Source organism: Pseudomonas sp. S07E 245, assembly GCF_019599025.1.
In the GTDB taxonomy this organism is placed as follows: Bacteria; Pseudomonadota; Gammaproteobacteria; order Pseudomonadales; family Pseudomonadaceae; genus Aquipseudomonas; species Aquipseudomonas shirazensis.
In genome coordinates this window covers 1096514-1118410 of sequence record NZ_CP080625.1, presented here as the reverse complement: position 1 = coordinate 1118410, position 21897 = coordinate 1096514, and the positions used below count along the sequence as shown (strand labels likewise).

Sequence of the window (21897 nt, the reverse complement as noted above, 5' to 3'; positions counted from 1 at the left end):
ACAGCACGGCCCACCACCAGACGGATATGCCAAGGCAAGCTGGCGCCACTCAAAGCAGCGCAATCATCAGCCCCGCAAATAATCCACCAACCGCAACATCATCCCATCGCACCCACGCAGTTGCTCGACACTGACAAACTCATCCGGCCGATGCCCCTGCTCCATGCTCCCTGGCCCACATACCACCGTCGCTATCCCCGCCTGATCAAACAACCCTCCCTCAGTCCCAAACGCCACCGTGCCAAACTCACTCGACCCACTGAGCAACGCCACCAACCGCGCAGCCTCGCTATCAGCCGCCGTAGCCAACCCAGGATACGCACTCAAAGGCCACAGCCGAATATCACTCGCGGCACTCACCGCCCGCATCCGCGGCAGCAACTCGGCCTCGGCGTAGGCCTGCAACTGATCCGCCACAGCCTCTGCAGCAAACCCCGGCAACGCCCGCACTTCAAAGTCGAACTCACATTCCTCAGGCACGATATTCAATGCCCGGCCACCTTTGATGACCCCCGTCTGCACCGTCGAAAACGGCGGATCGAAACGCGCATCCTGATCCTCGGCCAACGCCTGCCCAATCTCGCCCAACTTGCCGATCATCCGTGCCGCATACTCGATGGCATTCACCCCGTAAGGTGCATAGGCCGAATGACAGGCCGCGCCATGCACCTGGCAACGCATCGCCAGCTTGCCCTTATGGCCAAGCACCGGTTTCAGCTCGGTCGGCTCACCAATCAGGCACAAACGCGGTTTGTGCGGCCGCTGGGCCAAGGCGTCGAGCATCGAGCGCACGCCCAGGCAGCCGACTTCCTCGTCATAGGAAAACGCCAGATGCACCGGCGTGTGCAGCGGCTGCGCGAGAAACGCCGGGACCGCCGCCAGTACCGAGGCGATAAACCCCTTCATGTCCGCCGTGCCGCGACCATACAAGCGGCCATCGCGTTCGGTCATGACAAACGGGTCGACGCTCCACGCCTGGCCATCGACCGGCACTACGTCGGTATGCCCCGACAGCACCACGCCGCCGCGATCGGTCGGGCCGATGCTGGCGAACAGATTGGCCTTGGTGCCCTCGGCGTTGAAAAACAGCTCACTCGCTACCCCCAGCTCAGCCAGGTAATCACGAATGAAGCCGATCAGTTGCAGGTTCGAATCACGGCTGACCGTGGCAAAGCCGATCAGCCGCCCCAACAGCTGTTGGCTGCTCAGCTCATTCATCGCCCGCCACTCCGTAACTCGGTGCACGGGTCGGATCGAGTGCGCGGGTCACGTAGTCGTTCATCTGCGGCCGGTAGGCTTGCCAGAGACCATCGAGCTGGCCAATCGGGTCGTGCTCGGCCCAGTCCACACGCAGATCAACCAGCGGCCAGGTCAGCTCACCGGCAATCTTCAACGCCGCCGAATGGATCGGCCCGGCCTCGCCACCTGCCGCGACAGCCGCGTGCATGGCGGCCAGCAAGCGATCCGCCAGGTGCCCACCGGCCTGCTCGAAGGCGTCGACCATGGCCTGGATCACCTGCTGCGAAGCGAGCAGATTGCCCGCCGCCGCGCACTGCTCACCGGCCACGGCATTGTGTACGCCCAAGGCCTGCTTGCCAGAGAACAGCGCGACCTGGCCATGACTGTCGATCACCGTGACCTGGCGGTATTCACTCCAGCCGTTGGCCGTCAACACCTGGTCCAGTGCAGCGGGTGGTAGCTGGCCTCGCTCCAGCGCATCAAGAATCTGCGGGCCAAGGGCAGGCAGGGTGATGTTCTGGCTGGCAACTGCACCGACCCCAGCGCGCACCCATGGGCAGCGGGCGCCTACCGCGATGCTGGAAGAACTGATGGCGATACCAAGCTGGCCGGTTTCGGCGCAGCGGCCAATGATGGAAAAGGTCATGGTGCAGCTCCTGTATCAGGCGAAAACCAGGCGGAAGACAACTGCCCGCCACTCAATACCGAGCATTCTGGACAGCCCGCCCAGCCTACGAAACGACCTTTTTTGTTGCCCCTGCACAGGAAAAAACTCACGGCCAACAAAATCACCCTGACAGCACTGCCAAACCGCGCTGCAGCCCTTGCTGCACCTGGCCTTCGCCAATTTATCGGCAAGCCCCAGCTAAATAGTATTTTCGCCGCTATTGAGCAGTCCCTAGTCTGGCCCCAGGCAAAGGCGGTCTCCCACCGACCTGATCAAATCGCCTTCCAAGAAGGGCTCGAACATGACATTGAACAACATCGAAATCGACACGCTGATCGTCGGCGCCGGCCAGGCCGGGGTCGCCATGAGCGAACACCTGAGCAAACTCGGCGTGCCGCATCTGGTGCTGGAGCGCAACCGCATTGCCGAGGCCTGGCGCAGCGGCCGCTGGGACTCGCTGGTAGCCAACGGCCCGGTCTGGCACGACCGTTTCCCCGGCCTGGAATTCGACCTGGACGCCGACGCTTTCGCCGGCAAGGAGCAGGTGGCCGATTACTTCGAGCGCTATGTACGTAAATTCAATCTGCCGGTACGCACTGGCGTTGAAGTGAAGAAGGTCGTACGCAATGCCGACCGCCCAGGCTTTGTCATCGAGACCAACCAGGGCACCATCCGCGCCAACCGCGTAGTGGCTGCCACCGGCCCGTTCCAGCGCCCGGTCATCCCCGCCATTGCCCCGCAGGACCCACGCCTGCAGCAGATCCACTCTGCCGCCTACTTCAACCCTGAGCAGCTCCCTGAAGGTGCGGTACTGGTAGTAGGCGCGGGCTCTTCCGGCGTACAGATCGCCGAAGAGCTGATGCGTGCTGGGCGCAAGGTGTACCTCTCGGTCGGCGCCCACGATCGCCCGCCGCGCGCCTACCGCAACCGCGACTTCTGCTGGTGGCTGGGGGTACTGGGCGAATGGGATGCAGAAATCGCCAAACCTGGCCGTGAGCACGTGACCATCGCCGTCAGCGGCGCCCGTGGCGGCCACACGGTGGACTTCCGCGCCCTCGCCCACCAAGGCATGACCCTGGTCGGCCTGACCGATTCATTCGACAACGGTGTCGCCACCTTCCAGAACAACCTGGCCGACAACATTCGCCGCGGCGACGAAAACTACCTGGCCCTGCTCGACGCCGCCGATGCCTACATCGAGCGCAACGGCCTGGACCTGCCGGAAGAACCCGAAGCCCGCAAACGCCTGCCCGACCCGGCCTGCATCAGCGAACCGATCCTGCAGCTGGACCTGATCGCGGCCGGCGTCACCAGCGTCATCTGGGCCACCGGCTACGGCGTCGACTTCAGCTGGCTGCAGGTCAATGCATTCGACAGCAACGGCAAGCCAGTACATCAACGCGGCGTGTCGCAGGAGCCTGGAGTGTACTTCCTCGGCCTGCCGTGGCTGTCGCGGCGCGGCTCGTCGTTCATCTGGGGGGTGTGGCACGACGCCAAGCACGTCGCCGGTCATATCGCCACGCAACGCACTTACCTGGCCTACCGCGACCGTCATCAGCGCGACGCCGATGCCGCCGCCCAACCTCACAACGTCAGCACCCTCGGAGCCCACTGATGCCTACTCATACCCGCGTACGGATGTTCAACACCAAGGTCACCTACCCTAACCAGTCGCTCGACAATGACCTGTGCCAGGCGGTGCGCGCCGGCAACACCGTGTATGTGCGCGGCCAGGTCGGTACCGACTTCGAAGGCCGCCTGGTCGGGCTGGGCGACCCGCGTGCCCAGGCCGAGCAGGCCATGAAGAACGTCAAGCAGCTGCTTGAAGAAGCCGGCTCGGACATGTCGCACATCGTCAAGACCACCACCTACATCACTGATCCGCGCTTCCGCGAGCCGGTGTATCAGGAGGTCGGCAAATGGCTCAAGGGCGTGTTCCCGATTTCCACCGGGCTGGTGGTCGCCGGGTTGGCGCAGGCTGAGTGGCTGATGGAGATCGATGTGATTGCGGTCGTGCCGGACTGAGCGGCATAGCTGAAGTTGCTGGGGCCGCGTTGCGGCCCCACACCCTAAAGGCTGGCCAACTGCTCACGGCAAAACTCGACAAACAACTGCGCCGGCTTGGTCAACTGCACCCGTTTCAAGTGCGCTGCGGCCAACCCGGACAGCTCGACTGGCTCGGCAATGTCGACCGTGACCAGCCGCTGGCCATCGTAGGTGCACTCGGAATGCGGCCGAGTCACCAGCAGCGAAAAACCAAACCCCTGCCCGACCATCCCCCGCACCATCTCGATCGACGGCGAGCTGAATACGATATTCGGCGTCAGCCCCAACTCATTGAACAGGCTAACGAAGTAGGTCCTGCTCGGCGCGACGTCGAGCAGGATCATCGGTTCTGGGCACAAATCGCGTAACGACACCTGCGCCTGACCCGCAAAGCGGTGCTTCTCCGGCAACAACACGTATGGTTTCTGGGGTGCCATCAACGGCTCGGCCTCGATGGTGCCATCCAGGTCATGGTCGTATAGAAACGCCAGGTCAAAGGTGCCAGCAGTCAGCCCCTGGATCAGCTCCTGCTGTTCACCGTCACGCAGGCGAATGTCGACCCCCGGATAACGCTCGCGAAACCCAGCGATCAAACGCGGCAGATACAGCGGTGCCACCGTTTCAAAACAACCGATGTCGATCTGCCCAGCCACCGTGTCGTTGTCGGCCAGTGCGTTCTGCTCGAACTCGTGGGCCATCTGCAGCAGCGACTTGGTCTTGGCGTAGAAACGCTTGCCGCTGGGCGTCAGCGACACGCCCTGGGCGTGATGGCGGATAAACAGCTGCACGCCAAAACTCTCTTCCAGGTTCTTGATCGCGGTAGAGATCGACGGCTGGGCGATATACAACTGGCGCGAAGCCTCGGCAACGCTGCCGGCCTCCACCGTGGTGACGAAATACTTCAACTGACGCAAGGTATAGGAAGCCACAGGCACCTCTGGGGCGCCGTCGGCGGCGCGCTCTGATTTATCCCTGCTACCTTACCTCAGCCCCTTGCTGCAGCGACGCTGGCCGGGCAAGCATTTGCCTAAGGCCTGACGTTATTTTGCCTATCCGCGCCTCAGCGCGGCATGCTGGCCATGCGCAGTATCGATGGCGGCAGTGGGTTTATCATTCTGGATGATAATAACCTTCGGCGCATTCGATTCGTTCCCCACCCGCGCGCCGCGCAGAATCCGCCCCACTATCCATATACATTGGCGGATTTCTCCATGGAACAATCACTCAAACCCTTGCGTTATCCCCTCGCTGCCCTGGCAGTGCTGGTGATCAGCGCCTGCGGCCGTACCCCAGACGCCGTGCAGGCTCCGACCGCGCCGAAGGTCACCGTGGCCAAGGTGATCGAGCAACCGATCAACGAGTGGGACGAGTTCACCGGGCGCCTCGAAGCGCCAGAAACCGTCGAAGTCCGCCCACGGGTATCGGGCCAGATCGATCAGGTGGCCTTCACCGAAGGCGCCCAGGTGAAAAAGGGCGACCTGTTGTTCCAGATCGACCCGCGCCCGTTCCAGGCCGAAGTCCGCCGCCTCGAAGCACAACTGCAACAGGCCCGCGCCAGCGCCCAGCGCAGCGAAAACGAAGCCCGCCGCGGCGAGCGTCTGCGTGACAGCAACGCCATCTCCGCCGAGCTGGCCGAGTCGCGCAGCAGCGCCGCCGCCGAAGCCCGCGCCGGGGTTGCCGCGATCCAGGCACAACTGGACCTGGCCCGCCTCAACCTGAGCTTTACCCGGGTCACCGCGCCGATCAGCGGCCGGGTCAGCCGCGCCGAGTTCACCGCCGGCAACATCGTCAGCGCCGATGTCACCCCGCTGACCTCGGTGGTGTCCACCGACAAGGTTTATGCCTATTTCGACGCCGACGAGCGCGTGTACCTCAAGTACACCCAGCTGGCGCGTGAAGGCCAACGTGGCCAGAGCACTCCGGTGTACCTGGGCCTGACCAACGAAACCGGCAACCCGCACCTGGGCCAGATGAACTTCGTCGACAACCAGGTCAATCCGCGCACCGGCACCATCCGCGGCCGCGCCGTGTTCGACAACACTGACGGCCAGTTCACCCCGGGCCTGTACGCCCGCCTGAAGCTGGTCGGCAGCGCCAAGTACGACGCAGTGCTGATCAACGACGAAGCGGTCGGCACCGACCTTGGCAAGAAGTTCGTGCTGGTCATGGACCAGGACAACAAGGCTGCCTACCGCGCCGTTGAACTGGGCCCCAAGCTTGAAGGCCTGCGCATCGTCCGCAGCGGCTTGAACAAGGACGAGCGCATCGTCGTCAAGGGCCTGCAGCGGGTGCGCCCAGGCTCCCAGGTGACTCCAGAAGAGAGCGCCATGGCCAGTGAGCAGACCCTGACCAACCTCGCCCAGCAGCGTCAGGCGCTGGAAGCCAGCAACCCGGCGCCGCGCGTGGCCGGCCCCAGTGTGAAAGTCGCCAGTGCCCAGGCACCGCGCGGTTAAGGGACGACACCGATGAACTTCTCCAAATTCTTTATTACCCGGCCGATCTTCGCCGCCGTGCTGTCGCTGATCCTGCTGATCGCGGGCTCGATTGCGCTGTTCCAACTGCCGATCAGCGAATACCCCGAAGTGGTCCCGCCTACGGTCGTGGTGCGCGCCAACTTCCCCGGGGCCAACCCCAAGGTCATCGGCGACACCGTTGCCGCGCCACTGGAACAGGCCATTACCGGTGTCGAGAACATGCTCTACATGTCCTCGCAGTCGACCGCCGACGGCAAGCTGACCCTGACCATCACCTTCGCCTTGGGCACTGACCTGGACAACGCCCAGGTACAGGTGCAGAACCGCGTCACCCGGACCCAGCCCAAGCTGCCCGAAGAAGTCACGCGCATTGGTATCACCGTCGACAAGGCTTCGCCCGACCTGACCATGGTCGTGCACTTGACCTCGCCGGATCAGCGCTACGACATGCTCTACCTGTCCAACTACGCCATCCTCAACATCAAGGATGAGCTGGCCCGCCTGGGCGGCGTCGGTGACGTGCAGCTGTTCGGCATGGGCGACTACTCGCTGCGGGTCTGGCTCGATCCGAACAAGACCGCCTCGCGCAACCTGACCGCCACCGATGTGGTCACGGCGATTCGCGAGCAGAACCGTCAGGTCGCTGCCGGCCAGCTCGGTGCGCCACCTGCGCCAGGTTCGACCAGCTTCCAGCTGTCGGTCAACACCCAGGGCCGCCTGGTCAGTGAGGAAGAGTTCGAGAACATCATCGTCCGCGCCGGTGCCGATGGTGAAATCACCCGCCTCAAGGACATTGCCCGGGTCGAACTCGGCTCCAGCCAATACGCCCTGCGCTCGCTGCTGAACAACCAGCCAGCGGTGGCGATCCCGATCTTCCAGCGCCCTGGCTCCAACGCCATCGAAATCTCCGACGAAGTCCGGGCGAAGATGACCGAGCTGAAAAAGGACTTCCCCGAAGGGATGGACTTCAGCATCGTCTATGACCCGACCGTGTTCGTCCGTGGCTCGATCGAAGCCGTCGTGCACACGTTGTTCGAAGCTTTGATTCTGGTCGTGCTGGTGGTGATTCTGTTCCTGCAGACCTGGCGCGCCTCGATCATTCCGCTGCTGGCCGTGCCGGTCTCGCTGATCGGCACCTTTGCCGTGATGCATCTGTTCGGCTTCTCGCTCAACGCCCTGTCGCTGTTCGGCCTGGTGCTGGCGATCGGCATCGTGGTCGACGACGCCATCGTGGTGGTGGAAAACGTCGAACGTAATATCGGCCTGGGCCTGAAACCACTCGAAGCCACGCAAAAGGCCATGAGTGAAGTGACCGGGCCGATCATCGCTACGGCGCTGGTGCTGTGCGCGGTGTTTATCCCGGCAGCGTTCATCTCCGGGCTGACCGGGCAGTTCTACAAGCAGTTCGCCCTGACCATCGCTATTTCGACAGTGATCTCGGCCTTCAACTCGCTGACCCTGTCGCCAGCACTGGCGGCGGTATTGCTGCAAGAACACGGCGCGCCCAAGGATCGCTTCTCGCGTGCCCTGGACCGGATTTTCGGGCGCTGGTTGTTCAACCCGTTCAACCGCTTCTTCGAGCGTGCCAGCCTGCGTTACGTGGCCGGCGTGGGCCGGGTCATCCGCTCCAGCGGCATCGCCCTGTTCGTCTATGCCGGGCTGATGGCGCTGACCTACCTGGGCTTTGCCTCGACCCCGACCGGCTTCGTCCCGGCGCAGGACAAACAGTATCTGGTCGCCTTCGCCCAGTTGCCCGACGCGGCCAGCCTCGACCGCACCGAAGCCGTCATCAAGCGCATGAGCGAGATTGCCCTGAAGCAGCCCGGTGTGGCCGACTCGGTAGCCTTCCCAGGCCTGTCGATCAACGGTTTCACCAACAGCCCCAACAGCGGCATTGTCTTCACTCCGCTCAAGCCGTTTGAAGAGCGTACCGACCCGAGCCAGTCGGCGGCGGCCATCGCGGCTGCGTTGAACGCGCAGTTTGCTGATATTCAGGATGCCTACATCGCGATCTTCCCACCGCCGCCGGTACAGGGCCTGGGCACCATTGGCGGCTTCCGCCTGCAGATCGAAGACCGCGGCAACCTCGGCTACGAAGCGCTGTACGAAGAAACCCAGAACATCATTGCCAAGAGCCACAACGTACCCGAGCTGGCAGGGCTGTTCACCAGCTATCAGGTCAACGTGCCGCAGGTCGATGCCGATATCGACCGGGAAAAGGCCAAGACCCACGGCGTGGCGATCAACGATATCTTCGACACCCTGCAGGTCTACCTGGGCTCGCTGTACACCAACGACTTCAACCGCTTTGGCCGCACCTATCAGGTCAACGTTCAGGCTGAACAGCAGTTCCGCCTAGACGCCGAGCAGATCGGTCAGCTGAAAGTGCGTAACAATCTGGGCGAGATGATCCCGCTGGCGACCTTCCTCAAGGTCAGCGACACCTCGGGGCCAGACCGGGTGATGCACTACAACGGCTACATCACCGCAGAAATCAACGGTGGCGCCGCCCCAGGCTACAGCTCCGGCCAGGCCGAGGCGGCTATGGAAAGACTGCTCAAGGCCGAGTTGCCCAACGGCATGACTTACGAGTGGACCGACCTCACCTACCAGCAGATCCTGTCTGGCAACACCGCGCTGCTGGTGTTCCCGCTCTGCGTACTGCTGGCGTTCCTGGTGCTGGCGGCGCAGTACGAAAGCTGGAGCCTGCCGCTGGCGGTGATCCTGATCGTACCGATGACGCTGCTGTCGGCGATTACCGGGGTGATCATGTCGGGCGGTGACAACAACATCTTCACCCAGATCGGCCTGATCGTGCTGGTGGGCCTGGCGTGCAAGAACGCCATCCTCATCGTCGAGTTCGCCAAGGACAAGCAAGCCGAAGGGCTCAATCCCCTGGCCGCGGTATTGGAAGCCTGCCGCCTGCGTCTGCGGCCGATCCTGATGACTTCGATTGCCTTCATCATGGGCGTGGTGCCGCTGGTGTTCTCGTCCGGCGCCGGTGCCGAGATGCGCCATGCGATGGGTGTGGCAGTGTTCTCGGGGATGATCGGGGTGACCGTGTTCGGCCTGTTCCTGACCCCGGTGTTCTTCGTCCTGATCCGCCGTTATGTCGAGCGTCGCGAAGCCCGCAAGGCCGCGCAAGCCAAGCCGCTGGAGAACCACGCATGAACCTCCTCAAACCACTGACCCCGAGCCTGTTGACGCTGGCCCTGGCGGCCTGCGCGGTGGGCCCGGACTACCAGACGCCGAACACCGAGCCGGCGCAGCTGGGCAACCAGTTGCAGGTCAAGGCCTTCGACCGTAGCCGCTTTGAAAGCGTGTGGTGGCAGCAGTTCGACGACCCGACCCTGAACCAGCTGGTGCAGGCTTCGCTGCAAGGCAACCGCGACCTGCGCGTGGCCTTCGCCCGGCTCAAGGCGGCGCGCTCGATCCGGGAGGATGTCGACAACGACAACCTGCCGGTGGTGAGCAGCCGTGCCAGCAGTGAGCTGGGCAAAGGCCAGATCCCGGGCCAGACCGAGCGCCGGGTCAACAGCGAAGGCTATGACCTGGGCCTGGACATGGCCTGGGAGCTGGACCTGTTCGGCCGCATTCAGCGCCAACTGGAAGCCAGCGAAGCGCAAGAGGCCGCCGCCGCGGCCGACCTGCAGCAGTTGCAGGTGAGCATGATCGCCGAGCTGGTCGATGCCTATGGCCAGCTGCGTGGCGCGCAGTTGCGCGAAAAAATCGCCCTGGCCAACCTCAAGACCCAGCAGGACTCGCGCAGCATTACCGAGACCCTGCGCGATGCCGGCGTCGGCAACGAGCTCGACGTGGTTCGCGCCGATGCCCGCCTGGCGGCAGTCGAGGCCACCGTGCCGCAACTGCAGGCACAGCAGGTGCGCGCACAAAACCGCATCGCCACTCTGCTCGGCCAGCGCCCGGATCAGCTCAGCGTTGATCTGTCGCCTAAACAGCTGCCGGCAATCGCCAAAGCACTGCCGATCGGCGACCCCGCTGAACTGCTGCGTCGGCGCCCGGATGTTCGCAGCGCGGAGCGCCAGTTGGCAGCGGCGACCGCCAACGTTGGGGTAGCGACCGCCGACCTGTTCCCGCGGGTAAGCCTGAGTGGCTTCCTTGGCTTCACCGCCGCGCGTGGCTCGCAGATCGGCTCGTCCGCCGCCAATGCCTGGGGGCTTGGCCCAAGTATCACCTGGGCAGCGTTCGACCTGGGCAGCGTACGTGCGCGCATCCGTGGCGCCAAGGCTGACGCCGAAGGCGCACTGGCTACCTACGAACAGCAGGTGCTGCTGGCGCTGGAAGAGTCAGCCAATGCATTCAGTGATTACGGCAAGACCCAACAGCGTTTGCAGGCCTTGATGCGCCAGAGCGATGCCAGCCGCAAGGCCGCCGACCTGGCTTCGATCCGCTATCGCGAAGGCACCGTGGATTATCTGGTACTGCTGGATGCCGAGCGCGAGCGGCTCAGCGCGGAAGATGCCCAGGCCCAGGGCGAAGTCGAGTTGTATCGCGGCATCGTCGCGATCTACAAGGCTTTGGGTGGCGGCTGGCAGCCTGAAGCGGTAGCCAGCCTGCGCTAAGTGCCACAACGCTTTTGCAACAGCTCCTTTGGTTGGCTCCTCCCCCAACCGTTTGCCCCGCAGGCCTGGCCTGCGGGGCTTTTTTTATCACGTGATACGCCACCTGTAGGAGCGGCCTTGTGTCGCGAAAGGGCTGCGCAGCGGCCCCAGAAATCGTGCAGCCACCATAGATCGCCGGGCCCGCTACGCGGGCCTTTCGCGACACAAGGCCGCTCCTACACAGGGCTGAGCTGGACGTTTGTCTCAGCCAACCAAGTGCAGATAATGCATATGCCGCTCGAAGTGATCGAGAATGTCGCCGATCACCTCATCCTTGGACCAGCCCATCACGTCATGGTCCTGGCCGCCTTCACGCAGGTGCACCTCGGCGCGGAAGTACTTGCGCTCCTCGCCCGGCGGCGCATCGCTGGCGGTGACAAAGCTTGGCGTGGCATACGCCTGCGGCCTGATCTCGTAGACGAAGGTGCCCTCGCTCGGGCCGACCTTGAGCATCACACTGCCCTCGCTGCCTTGCTCGACGCTGCAGTCATAACCCTGCCTGCGCCACTCATCAGCCACCGCCTCACATGCTGGCAAGCCAACGTCGGCGATAAACCGCGCGACGTGGGCACGCCGCGGGAACATCGCCAGGGTGCGCAGGCGCCGTTGCCAGTTACCGGCAGCACGCGAGGCTGTTGGCGAAATCGCCAGTGCCTGATAGCGCAGATCACGTTTGGTGGCGTCCAGCTTGAGCGCCTTGAGCAGCCCGCGGGTACTGAACAGCAGCGCCAGGGTGAACGGCAATGCACTGGCGATGGTTGCCGTCTGCAACGCCTTGAGGCCGTCGGCCAGCAACAGCGCAATCGCCACCAGGCCCATGCTCGCCGCCCAGAACACGCGCTGGCGCAACGGGGTGTTCTCCTGCCCACCAGACGCCAGCATGTCCACTACCATCGCCCCGGTATCCGCCGAGGTGACGAAGAACACCACCACCATGATCACCGCCAGGGTGCTGATCACGCTGGCGAACGGGAAGTGCTCAAGGAAGGCAAACAGTGCCAGCGAGGTGTCCTTGTCGACCGCCATGGCCAGGTCAGTCAGGCCCTCGTCGAGGATCATGTGGATTGCGGTGTTGCCGAACACGGTCATCCACAGCAGGGTGAACGCGGTCGGTACCAGCAGCACGCCGGTGACGAACTCACGAATGGTCCGGCCACGGGAAATCCGCGCAATGAACAGGCCGACAAAGGGCGACCAGGCCAGCCACCAGCCCCAGTAGAACAAGGTCCAGCCGCCGATCCAGTCGGTTGGCTGGTAGGCATACAGGTTGAGTGTGCGGCTGACGATCTCGCTCAAGTAACCGCCCGTGTTTTGCACGAAGGTCTGCAGGATCAACACGGTCGGCCCCAGCAGCATGACCATCAGCAACAGCAGCACCGCCAAACCCAGGTTCAGTTCGGACAGGCGGCGGATGCCTTTGTCCAGGCCAGACATCACCGACAAGGTGGCGAGGAAGGTGGTGCCGATGATCAAGGCGATCTGCACCCCGGTCGACACCGGCACACCGAACAGCGCATTGAGCCCGGTATTGATCTGCGCCACGCCAAAGCCCAGCGAAGTGGCAACGCCGAACACCGTACCGATGATGGCGAAGATGTCCACGGCATGCCCCAGCGGGCCGTAAATGCGCTCACCGATCAGCGGGTACAGCGCCGAGCGCAAGGTCAACGGCAAGCCCTGGCGATAGCTGAAATAGGCCAGGATCAGCGCGACGATGGCATAGATTGCCCAGGCGTGCAGGCCCCAATGGAAGAAGGTGATGCGCATCGCCTCCCCCGCCGCCTGGACCGTGCCGCCATCACCAATGGGCGGCTTGAGAAAGTGCATGACCGGCTCGGCAACGCCGAAGAACATCAGGCCGATGCCCATGCCGGCCGAGAACAGCATGGCAAACCAGGTGGTGCTGCTGTAGTCGGGGGTGCTGTGGTCAGGCCCGAGTTTGATGTCGCCATAGCGGCTGATGCCGAGGAACACCACGGTGCCGAGGATGATTGCCACGGCCAGGATGTAGAACCAGCTGACGTTGCCGATGATCCAACCCTGGATGTGCGCAAACAGGCTTTGCGCATGGGCCTGGAACACGCTCGCGTAGAGCACGATCAGCAACAGCAGGACAGAAGAAATCCAGAATACAGGGGGATTGATAGTAGCTTTTGGTGTTTTGTCAGGCGGTGTAGACATCAGACAGTTGGCTCCAGCGTGGCGCATCGTGCGCACTTTTTCTCAGGTCAAGCGTAGACCGTGCATGTTTCGTCCGACAATGTCTGTCGGAAAACGATCAATGCTCAGGGCAAATAGGGCCAATAAATGCCGCCCTGCAACAATGCTTTTCCCCGCTGCAAGCCTGCTTCCCCCCAATCCTTCTTGTACACTCGCGCCACTAGCCCCCACCTGTATACGTTTGGTGACAGCATGATCGAGGTAACCGAGGTTTCCATTGCCGAGCTGCGCGCCGCGCTCGAAGCTGGCCGCACCACAGCGGTCGAACTGGTCAAGGCCTACCTGGCACGCATCGATGCCTATGACACAGCCGACAGCGCCAGCGCGCTGAATGCGGTCGTGGTGCGCAACCCAGAGGCGATCGCCGAAGCCCAGGCGTCCGATGCTCGCCGTGCTCGTGGTGAAAGCCGCGGCCCGCTGGAAGGCATCCCCTACACCGCCAAGGACAGCTACCTGGTCAAAGGCATGACCGCCGCCTCCGGCAGCCCGGCATTTGCCAAGCTGGTGGCGCAACGGGACGCCTTCACCATCGAGCGACTGCGCGCCGCCGGTGCGGTCTGCCTGGGCAAGACCAACATGCCGCCGATGGCCAACGGTGGCATGCAGCGCGGTGTGTATGGCCGCGCCGAGAGCCCGTATAACGCCGCCTACCTGACCGCACCGTTTGCCTCCGGCTCGTCCAACGGTGCCGGCACCGCCACCGCCGCGAGCTTCTGCGCATTTGGCCTGGCTGAAGAAACCTGGTCCAGTGGCCGCGGCCCGGCCTCGAACAACGGCCTGTGCGCCTACACGCCATCGCGCGGGGTGATCTCGGTGCGCGGCAACTGGCCGCTGACACCGACCATGGATGTGGTGGTGCCGTTTGCGCGGACCATGCACGACCTGCTGGAAATCCTCGACGTGGTGGTGGCCGACGATGCCGACACCCGTGGCGATCTGTGGCGCCTGCAGCCGTGGGTGCCAATTCCCAAGGCATCGGCGGTACGCCCGGCGTCCTATCTTGATCTAGCGCAGGATGCCAACTCGCTGCAGGGCAAGCGCTTCGGCGTGCCACGCATGTACATCAATGCCGACGAACTCGCCGGCACCTCGGAAAAACCCGGCATCGGTGGCCCGACCGGCCAGCGTATCCACACTCGCCCAAGCGTCATCGCGCTGTGGCAGCAGGCGCGCCAGGCGCTGGAAGCCGCCGGCGCCGAAGTGATCGAGGTGGACTTCCCGCTGGTGTCCAACTGCGAAGGCGATCGCCCGGGTGCGCCGACCGTCTACAACCGTGGCATCGTCAGCAAGGAGTTTCTCCACGACGAGCTGTGGGAGTTGTCCGGCTGGGCCTTTGACGACTTCCTGCGCGCCAACAACGACCCCAATCTCAACTGCCTGGCCGATGTCGACGGGCCGCAGATCTTCCCGCACGACCCGGGCACCCTGCCTAACCGTGAAGACGACCTCGCGGCCGGCATGGACGAATACGTCAACATGGCCAAGCGCGGCCTCAAGAGCTGGGATCAGATCGACACCGTTGCCGATGGCCTGCGCGGCCTGGAGCAGACGCGCAAGCTCGACCTGGAAGACTGGATGGACCAGCTTGGCTTGCACGCCGTGCTGTTCCCGACGGTGGCCGATGTTGGCCCCGCCGATGCCGACGTCAATCCAGCCTCGGCCGACATTGCCTGGAGCAACGGCGTCTGGGTTGCCAACGGTAACCTCGCGATCCGCCACCTGGGCGTGCCGACCGTAACCGTGCCGATGGGTGTGATGGCCGATATCGGTATGCCGGTCGGGCTGACCTTTGCCGGCCGTGCCTACGATGACTCGGCCCTGCTGAGCTTCGCCTGCGCCTTCGAGTCGACCGGCGCGCGCCGCATCGTGCCACCGCGCACTCCGGCACTGGGCTGAACCACGCGCTGCCGATTGACGCCCTCGCGATAATTCAACAGAATGTTAAAAATTGACATTTTGTTGAATTATCCATGCCCGCTGCACACATTCTTCGTGAACGCCAGATCGTCCTCTCCACGCTGAAAGCCGCCATCGCGGCAATCGGCAGCGTGGCCGGGCGCAATATGGAAATCCTCCTGCACGACCTCGACCAGCCCGAGCAATCGGTGGTCGCCATCGCCAATGGCCAGCTGTCCGGGCGCGTGGTCGGCAGCCCGATCCTTGCCGCGCCGGAGCAGGACCAGGGCTTCAAGGCCCTGATGCAGGCGGCCAACCAGCCTGGCTGCGAGCCGGTGATCCTGCCCGACTACCCCACCGTGATCAAAGGCCGCACCCTGCGCAGCGCCACGGCGATCCTGCGCGACAGCGAAGGGCAGCCGTTCGCCAGCCTGTGCATCAACGTCGACAACAGTGGGCTGGAGGCCGCCCTCGCCTTTCTCACCCAGCTGCAGCCACTGACTGCCGCGCCACCTGCAGTGGCGGTGGTTGAGGACGCGGCCGACATGGCGCTGCTGATGACCCAGATCATCGACAGCGCCCTGGCTTCATCTGGTCAGGGCCGGCTCACCAAGCAGGCCAAGGTCGAGGCCGTGCGCCTGATGCAGGAGCGCGGCCTGTTCATCGTCAAGGGTGGGGTCGAGAAGGCCGCAGCCGCGCTCGGCGTGACCCGCTACACCGTTTACAACTATCTGGAGCAGCTGCGTGGCGAGCCCACTGCAGCGCCCCGCCAGCCATAATCCAGCGGAGATCAGCATGCCTTTGCATATCCAAACCCCCTTGATCGAATCGCGGCCGATGTCGCTCGCCGCTGGCCGTTCGATCTGGCTCAAGCTCGACGCCCTGCAGCCGTGCGGCTCGTTCAAGCTGCGCGGGGTTGGCCACGCCTGTGAGCAGCACCATGCTCGCGGTGCGCGTCACTTTGTATCTTCGTCGGGCGGCAACGCCGGGCTGGCGGTGGCCTATGCCGGGCGCAGCCTGGGCGTGCCGGTGACCGTGGTCGTCCCCGAGACCACCAGCGAGCGGGCCAGGGAGCTGCTGCGCCTGGAGGACGCCAAGGTCATCGTCCACGGCGGCTCCTGGCAGGAAGCCAACCAGCTGGCGCAAACCCTGGTCGGCGCCAATGATGCCTTCATTCATCCATTCGATGACCCGCTACTGTGGACGGGCCACGCCAGCCTGATCGACGAAGTCGCCGCTGCCGACTGCAAGCCCGATGCGCTGATCTTGTCGGTCGGTGGCGGCGGCTTGCTCAGCGGTGTAGTCGAAGGCCTCAAGCGCAATGGCTGGGACGATGTGCCGGTGCTGGCGGTGGAAACCACAGGCGCGGCGTCGTTTCACGCTGCAGTCGAGGCTGGTCACACGGTCGAGCTGCCAGCGCTGAGCTCCATCGCCACCTCCCTGGGCGCCAAGCGGGTTGCCGAGCAAGCGCTGGAATGCGCGCGCAGCCATCCGGTTGAAAGCCATTTGGTCACGGACCGCGAGGCGCTGCAGGCTTGTGAGCGCTTCCTTGCCGATCACCGTCTGCTGGTCGAGCCGGCCTGCGGCGCGGCCTTGGCGCTGGCCTATAAAGCAGAAGCGCTGGGTAACTACCGCAAGGTGCTGGTGGTGGTGTGCGGCGGGGCTACGGCGACGCTTGAGCAGATTCAGCTGTGGTTGGCTGCGCAATAGCTCATTCCAGGCGCGTAAAAAAGCCCGTGACGAGCACGGGCCAAGAGCACCACCGCAGAAAACCTCAGTTACTGCCCATCAATGATCCATCTCGTCCTTGGTGACCTTGCCGGTGTACGGGTCGACATGGAAGTCGTACTTCATGCCATCAGCCTTGACGCCCTCGCCTTCCCAATGGCCGTCGTCGGCCTCGATCTTGGTGATCTGGGTGTAGCCGGCGGCCTTGAGGCTGGCCTCGGCCTGATCCTTGGTGACTTTCCAGTCGGCGCCAGGCTGGTCAGCCCAGGCTGCGCTTGCGCCCAGTGCACCTACCAGAGCGAGACCTGTGAACAGTCGAGTCATCGATTTCATCGTTAACGTCCTTTTTGCATGAAGGTATTTGCTGCGACCGGTCGAGTACGGCGAAGGTTCACTCCTTGTGCAAGGCGTCTTCACGGTGCATCGCCAGATGCCCGGTCTTGGCACTTTTGACCTCGTATTGCGGCTCATCCTTCGAGCAATGGCGCTGCCTGCCCATGAACTCGACATCGTGCAGATGCACCTTGGTCACCGTGCCATGAATGACCCCGGCCTCGGAATTCCAGCGCACCGTATCGCCCACTTTGTATTTTGTGCTCATCGGTTGATGCCTCCTCACGACCGTCATATCTGTCTGTTTTACTAGGCCTCAGCTGCGGGAAATAATTCCTCGCCGTTCGACCAATGGCGACAACAGGCGCAGGGCGACACACAACTCTGACGAAATGCGTCTACGACCCTTTCGATATGCGGCCAGTGAAGGCACAATGCGTGTCCTTTTTTTGGCCGGCCTGGCCGGGGGCCTTAAATGATCAAGACGCCGTACTACCTCATCGACAAACAGAAGCTGCTGGGCAACCTCGAGAAGATTGCCTACGTGCGCGAACACTCCGGCGCCAAGGCACTGCTGGCACTCAAGTGCTTCGCCACCTGGTCGGTATTCGACCTGATGCAGCAATACATGGACGGCACCACTTCGTCCTCGCTCTACGAGCTCAAACTGGGCCGGGAGAAGTTCGTCGGCGAAACCCACGCCTACAGCGTGGCCTGGGCCGATGACGAAATCGAAGACATGCTCGCCAACTGCGACAAGATCATCTTCAACTCGATCGGCCAGCTGCAGCGCTTTGCCGAACAGTCCGAAGGCAAGGTCCGCGGCCTGCGCGTCAACCCGCAGGTGAGCAGCTCCGATTACCTGCTGGCCGACCCGGCGCGCCCATTCAGCCGCCTCGGCGAGTGGGACCCGGAGAAGATCGAGCAAGTCATCGGCCAGATCTCTGGGTTCATGTTCCACAACAACTGCGAGAACGGCGACTTCAGCCTGTTCGACAAGATGCTTGCGCACATCGAAGAGCGCTTTGGCCATCTGCTGCACAAGGTCGAGTGGGTCAGCCTCGGTGGCGGTATCCACTTCACCGGTGCCGACTATGCGCTGGACGAGTTCTGCGCGCGCCTCAAGAGCTTCTCCGAGAAGTACGGCGTGCAGGTGTACCTGGAGCCGGGCGAAGCCGCCATCACCCAGAGCGCCTCGCTGGAAGTGACCGTGCTCGACACCCTGTACAACGGCAAGAACCTGGCCGTGGTCGACAGCTCGATCGAAGCGCACATGCTCGACCTGCTGATCTACCGCCTCGACGCCAAGATGGCCCCCAACGATGGCGCGCACAGCTACATGGTGTGCGGCAAGTCGTGCCTGGCCGGTGACATTTTCGGCGAGTACCAATTCGATCGTCCGCTGGCCATTGGTGATCGCCTGTCGTTCATCGATGCGGCCGGTTACACCATGGTCAAGAAAAACTGGTTCAACGGTTTGAAAATGCCGTCCATTGTGGTCAAGCAACTCGACGGCAGCGTCGAAGTGGTCCGCGAGTTCGGTTTTGAAGACTACGTTTCCAGCCTGTCGTAAGTCAGGCCTTCAGTAAGGAGCAAGGGATAAATTGAAGAAGAACGTTCTTATCATTGGTGCAGGAGGTGTCGCCAAGGTGGTGGCCCACAAGTGCGCGCAGCATAACGACGAACTCGGTCGTATTGCCATTGCGTCGCGGAACATCTCCAAATGCCAGGCCATCATCGACAGCGTCAAGGCCAAGGGCAGCCTCAAGGTTCCCGCCGATATCCAGGCCTTCTCGCTCAATGCACTCGATATCGAGGCGACCAAGGCACTGATCCGCGAGACCGAATCGCAGATCGTGATCAACGTCGGCTCTGCATTCCTCAACATGTCGGTGCTGCGTGCCTGCATCGATACCGGCGTTGCCTATCTGGACACCGCCATCCACGAAGAGCCGGGCAAGATCTGCGAGACCCCGCCGTGGTACGGCAACTACGAGTGGAAACACCTCGAAGAATGCCAGGACAAGAACATCACAGCCATTCTCGGCGTCGGTTTCGACCCGGGTGTGGTCAACAGCTATGCCGCACTGGCACAGCAGCAATACTTCGACCAGATTGACTCGATCGACATTCTCGACGTCAACGCTGGCTCGCATGGCAAGTACTTCGCCACCAACTTCGACCCGGAAATCAACTTCCGCGAGTTCACCGGGCAAGTGTGGAGCTGGCAGAACAGCCAGTGGACCAGCAATACCATGTTCGAGGTCAAGCGCACCGACGACCTGCCGGTGGTCGGTTCGCAGAACCTGTACCTGACCGGTCACGACGAAGTGCACTCGCTGTCGAAAAACCTCGGCGTGCCCAACGTGCGCTTCTGGATGAGCTTCGGCGAGCACTACATCAACGTCTTCACCGTGCTGAAAAACCTTGGCCTGCTCTCCGAGCAACCGGTCAAGACCGCTGAAGGCCTTGAAGTGGTGCCGTTGAAGGTGGTCAAGGCAGTGCTGCCTGACCCGTCCTCGCTGGCGCCTGGCTACACCGGCAAGACCTGCATCGGTGACCTGGTCAAGGGCAGCAAGAACGGCCAGCCGCGCGAAGTGTTCATCTACAACGTGGCTGATCACGAAGAAGCCTACGCCGAGACCGACAGCCAGGGCATCTCCTACACCGCAGGCGTGCCGCCAGTGGCGGCGGCGTTGCTGGTTGCTCGCGGCGAATGGGACGTCAAGCGCATGGCCAACGTCGAGGAGCTGCCAGCCGAGCCGTTCCTCAAGGCGCTGGACGTGATGGGCCTGCCGACCCGTATCAAGGATGAACACGGCGATCGTCCCTGGGACGCTGAAGCCTAAGCAGTAACACGAAGGGGCGCCATGATGGCGCCCCTTCTGCATTGCGGGTTGTGCTGATCAGGGCTTGAGGTCAGGGTCAGTGGTCTGATGGTCCTGGCTGACCGGGTCGATATCATCCGGGTTGGCCGGGTCCTGGCGCTTGTCGATGGCCGGTGGCGGGGTCAGCTGGAGAATCTCGCTGGTGTAGGCCCACTCCTCCTCGACCCGTTCGGGGCTGTCGTTCAGATGCGTGCCATACGATGGGATGATCTGCTTGATCTTGTCCTGCCACGGCGCGCTCGCGAGTTTGTCCTTGAACACCTTGTTGAGCAGATCGAGCATGATCGGCGGCGCAGTCGAAGCGCCCGGCGATGCACCGAGCAGGCCGGCGATACTGCCATCCTTGGACGCGACCACTTCAGTGCCGAGCTTGAGCACCCCGCCCTGGTTTTCGTCTTTCTTGATGATCTGCACGCGCTGACCGGCCTGCCACAGGCGCCAGTCTTCTTTCTTCGCCTCGGGGAAGTAGGTCTGCAACGCTTCGAAGCGGTCGTCATCGGACTGCAGTACCTGGCCAACCAGGTACTGCACCAGGTCGAATTCACGCACGCCAACACGCACCATCGGCCAGGTGTTGTGCAGGCTCATGCTGGCCATAAGATCGAACAGCGAGCCCTGCTTGAGGAACTTGGTCGAGAAGGTCGCGAACGGGCCGAACAGGATCATCCTCTTGCCATCCAGCACACGGGTATCAAGATGCGGCACCGACATGGGCGGCGCACCGGTTGCAGCGATGCCGTAGGCCTTGGCCATGTGGCGCTCGGCGATAGCTGGATTGTCGGTCACCAGGAACGAGCCACCCACGGGGAAGCCTGCGTAATCCTTGGCCTCTTCGATGCCGGACTTCTGCAGCAGCGGCAGCGCTGCGCCGCCAGCACCGATGAACAGGAACTTGGCATCGGTGGCCGACTTGCTGCCATCCTTGAGGTTCTTGTACTCGACGTGCCAGGAGCCATCGTCGTTGCGGCTGATGTCCTGCACTTCGCTGGAGAGCTTGAGGCTGAAGTTTTCGCGTGACTGCAAATACCCTACGTACTGGCGGGTAATTTCACCAAAGTTGACGTCGGTGCCGAGCGGCGTCCAGGTCGCCGCCAGCTTCTGATTGGGGTCGCGCCCTTCCATCATCAACGGCACCCATCTTTTGATCTGGGCAGAGTCTTCGGAATACTGCATCCCTCTGAATAGCGGGCTGGCCTGGAGCGCGTCGTAGCGTTTTTTCAGGAAGCGAATGTTGTCATCGCCCCAGACGAAACTCATGTGCGGCGTTGAATTGATGAACGAGCGTGGGTTTTTCAACACGCCGTTCTTGACCTGCCAGGCGAGGAACTGGCGAGTGATCTGGAACGACTCGTTGATCTCCACCGCCTTGGTGATGTCGATCTTGCCGTCTTTCTCGGGGGTGTAATTGAGTTCGGCCAGCGCAGAGTGCCCAGTGCCGGCGTTGTTCCAGCCGTTGGAGCTTTCTTCGGCGACCTTGTCCAGGCGCTCGACCATCTCCATCGACCAGCTCGGCTCCAGTTCGTTGAGCCAGATCGCCAGGGTCGAACTCATGATCCCGCCGCCAACCAGCAAGACGTCCACCCGCTTGGTTTCGGCAGCCTGGGCGTTGGCCAGCCCACAACTGAGGGTGAAACCTGCGAGCAGCAGTTTCGAGGTGTTCGTGATCGTCATGTGGTTCTCCAGCGAGGCCAGACGCGCCTCTGTCTGTAGGTGAATGAATGACCCAGCCTTATCAGTGTTAGCCCAGGTTGGGTGCTGCCTCCACTCAGGGGTGTCTGGTTTCG

Annotated in this window: 17 protein-coding genes; 10 read left to right on the top strand and 7 right to left on the bottom strand. The window is 62.9% G+C overall.

From position 1 onward, the window contains the following. Positions 1-66: 66 nt before the first annotated feature. Positions 67-1218, bottom strand: coding sequence for an acetylornithine deacetylase (gene argE / locus K3F44_RS04985; RefSeq protein WP_181089545.1), 1152 nt, complete (start codon positions 1216-1218; stop codon positions 67-69). Continuing rightward, positions 1211-1885, bottom strand: coding sequence for a DUF1028 domain-containing protein (locus tag K3F44_RS04980; RefSeq protein WP_188035779.1), 675 nt, complete (start codon positions 1883-1885; stop codon positions 1211-1213). Before K3F44_RS04980 ends, argE begins: the two co-directional genes overlap by 8 nt. A 322-nt stretch (positions 1886-2207) precedes the next feature. Between K3F44_RS04980 and K3F44_RS04975 the strand changes: the two genes are divergently transcribed. Together K3F44_RS04975 and K3F44_RS04970 are read left to right on the top strand one after the other, a co-directional pair. After that, on the top strand, positions 2208-3521 hold the full coding sequence (locus K3F44_RS04975) for an NAD(P)/FAD-dependent oxidoreductase (protein ID WP_150572911.1): 1314 nt from the start codon (positions 2208-2210) through the stop codon (positions 3519-3521). Further along, positions 3521-3931: a RidA family protein gene (locus K3F44_RS04970; protein ID WP_101318737.1), complete on the top strand. Its 411-nt coding sequence runs from the start codon at positions 3521-3523 to the stop codon at positions 3929-3931. The genes K3F44_RS04975 and K3F44_RS04970 overlap by 1 nt, the downstream gene beginning before the upstream one ends. Positions 3932-3975: 44 nt before the next feature. Here the strand turns inward: K3F44_RS04970 and K3F44_RS04965 are convergent, their stop codons facing one another. Next, on the bottom strand, positions 3976-4881 hold the full coding sequence (locus K3F44_RS04965; protein WP_101318735.1) for a LysR family transcriptional regulator: 906 nt from the start codon (positions 4879-4881) through the stop codon (positions 3976-3978). Positions 4882-5163: 282 nt separating this feature from the next. Between K3F44_RS04965 and mexE the strand changes: the two genes are divergently transcribed. From mexE to K3F44_RS04950, 3 genes are read left to right on the top strand one after another with little or no spacing between them, the layout of a single operon-like run. Next, positions 5164-6405: a multidrug efflux RND transporter periplasmic adaptor subunit MexE gene (mexE, locus tag K3F44_RS04960; protein ID WP_101318733.1), complete on the top strand. Its 1242-nt coding sequence runs from the start codon at positions 5164-5166 to the stop codon at positions 6403-6405. Between the two features lie 12 nt (positions 6406-6417). Then, entirely contained in the window at positions 6418-9597 is a 3180-nt protein-coding gene (locus K3F44_RS04955) for an efflux RND transporter permease subunit (protein WP_101318731.1), read from the top strand. Further along, positions 9594-11009, top strand: coding sequence for an efflux transporter outer membrane subunit (locus K3F44_RS04950; protein ID WP_220633451.1), 1416 nt, complete (start codon positions 9594-9596; stop codon positions 11007-11009). Before K3F44_RS04955 ends, K3F44_RS04950 begins: the two co-directional genes overlap by 4 nt. A gap of 243 nt (positions 11010-11252) precedes the next feature. Here the strand turns inward: K3F44_RS04950 and K3F44_RS04945 are convergent, their stop codons facing one another. Continuing rightward, entirely contained in the window at positions 11253-13229 is a 1977-nt protein-coding gene (locus K3F44_RS04945; RefSeq protein WP_101318727.1) for a choline BCCT transporter BetT, read from the bottom strand. A gap of 231 nt (positions 13230-13460) precedes the next feature. Here K3F44_RS04945 and K3F44_RS04940 point away from each other — a divergent pair, with 231 nt between their 5' ends. From K3F44_RS04940 to K3F44_RS04930, 3 genes are all read left to right on the top strand, one after another. Then, on the top strand, positions 13461-15164 hold the full coding sequence (locus tag K3F44_RS04940) for an amidase (protein ID WP_220633450.1): 1704 nt from the start codon (positions 13461-13463) through the stop codon (positions 15162-15164). 74 nt (positions 15165-15238) lie between these two features. Next, positions 15239-15943 carry a transcriptional regulator gene (locus tag K3F44_RS04935; protein ID WP_150569492.1) on the top strand — a complete coding sequence of 235 codons (705 nt, stop codon included), beginning with the start codon at positions 15239-15241 and terminating at the stop codon, positions 15941-15943. Between the two features lie 16 nt (positions 15944-15959). Further along, positions 15960-16874 (top strand): pyridoxal-phosphate dependent enzyme, encoded by a 915-nt coding sequence (locus tag K3F44_RS04930; RefSeq protein ID WP_150569493.1) that lies wholly within the window; start codon positions 15960-15962, stop codon positions 16872-16874. Between the two features lie 78 nt (positions 16875-16952). Here the strand turns inward: K3F44_RS04930 and K3F44_RS04925 are convergent, their stop codons facing one another. Together K3F44_RS04925 and K3F44_RS04920 are read right to left on the bottom strand one after the other, a co-directional pair. Beyond that, positions 16953-17225, bottom strand: a complete 273-nt coding sequence (locus K3F44_RS04925) for a PepSY domain-containing protein (protein ID WP_150569494.1) — start codon at positions 17223-17225, stop codon at positions 16953-16955. A gap of 58 nt (positions 17226-17283) precedes the next feature. Continuing rightward, a complete protein-coding gene (locus K3F44_RS04920) occupies positions 17284-17493 on the bottom strand; it encodes a DUF2945 domain-containing protein (protein WP_150569495.1) in 210 nt (69 codons plus the stop codon). 207 nt (positions 17494-17700) lie between these two features. On the opposite strand from K3F44_RS04920, the gene K3F44_RS04915 reads away from it, so the two are divergent. Both K3F44_RS04915 and K3F44_RS04910 read left to right on the top strand, forming a co-directional pair. Beyond that, entirely contained in the window at positions 17701-18798 is a 1098-nt protein-coding gene (locus tag K3F44_RS04915; RefSeq protein WP_150569496.1) for a carboxynorspermidine decarboxylase, read from the top strand. A 31-nt stretch (positions 18799-18829) separates the two neighbouring features. Continuing rightward, positions 18830-20074, top strand: coding sequence for a saccharopine dehydrogenase family protein (locus K3F44_RS04910; RefSeq protein WP_101318714.1), 1245 nt, complete (start codon positions 18830-18832; stop codon positions 20072-20074). Positions 20075-20131: 57 nt separating this feature from the next. Here the strand turns inward: K3F44_RS04910 and mqo are convergent, their stop codons facing one another. Beyond that, positions 20132-21784 (bottom strand): malate dehydrogenase (quinone), encoded by a 1653-nt coding sequence (mqo, locus tag K3F44_RS04905; RefSeq protein ID WP_150569497.1) that lies wholly within the window; start codon positions 21782-21784, stop codon positions 20132-20134. Positions 21785-21897 lie beyond the last annotated feature (113 nt).

Bases quoted from the DNA above. Each gene is read 5' to 3' on its own strand.
- argE (WP_181089545.1), bottom strand. From the start codon at position 1,218: ATGAATGAGCTGAGCAGCCAACAGCTGTTGGGGCGGCTGATCGGCTTT.
- K3F44_RS04980 (WP_188035779.1), bottom strand. From the start codon at position 1,885: ATGACCTTTTCCATCATTGGCCGCTGCGCCGAAACCGGCCAGCTTGGT.
- K3F44_RS04975 (WP_150572911.1), top strand. From the start codon at position 2,208: ATGACATTGAACAACATCGAAATCGACACGCTGATCGTCGGCGCCGGC.
- K3F44_RS04970 (WP_101318737.1), top strand. From the start codon at position 3,521: ATGCCTACTCATACCCGCGTACGGATGTTCAACACCAAGGTCACCTAC.
- mexE (WP_101318733.1), top strand. From the start codon at position 5,164: ATGGAACAATCACTCAAACCCTTGCGTTATCCCCTCGCTGCCCTGGCA.
- K3F44_RS04955 (WP_101318731.1), top strand. From the start codon at position 6,418: ATGAACTTCTCCAAATTCTTTATTACCCGGCCGATCTTCGCCGCCGTG.
- K3F44_RS04950 (WP_220633451.1), top strand. From the start codon at position 9,594: ATGAACCTCCTCAAACCACTGACCCCGAGCCTGTTGACGCTGGCCCTG.
- K3F44_RS04945 (WP_101318727.1), bottom strand. From the start codon at position 13,229: ATGTCTACACCGCCTGACAAAACACCAAAAGCTACTATCAATCCCCCT.
- K3F44_RS04940 (WP_220633450.1), top strand. From the start codon at position 13,461: ATGATCGAGGTAACCGAGGTTTCCATTGCCGAGCTGCGCGCCGCGCTC.
- K3F44_RS04935 (WP_150569492.1), top strand. From the start codon at position 15,239: ATGCCCGCTGCACACATTCTTCGTGAACGCCAGATCGTCCTCTCCACG.
- K3F44_RS04930 (WP_150569493.1), top strand. From the start codon at position 15,960: ATGCCTTTGCATATCCAAACCCCCTTGATCGAATCGCGGCCGATGTCG.
- K3F44_RS04925 (WP_150569494.1), bottom strand. From the start codon at position 17,225: ATGAAATCGATGACTCGACTGTTCACAGGTCTCGCTCTGGTAGGTGCA.
- K3F44_RS04920 (WP_150569495.1), bottom strand. From the start codon at position 17,493: ATGAGCACAAAATACAAAGTGGGCGATACGGTGCGCTGGAATTCCGAG.
- K3F44_RS04915 (WP_150569496.1), top strand. From the start codon at position 17,701: ATGATCAAGACGCCGTACTACCTCATCGACAAACAGAAGCTGCTGGGC.
- mqo (WP_150569497.1), bottom strand. From the start codon at position 21,784: ATGACGATCACGAACACCTCGAAACTGCTGCTCGCAGGTTTCACCCTC.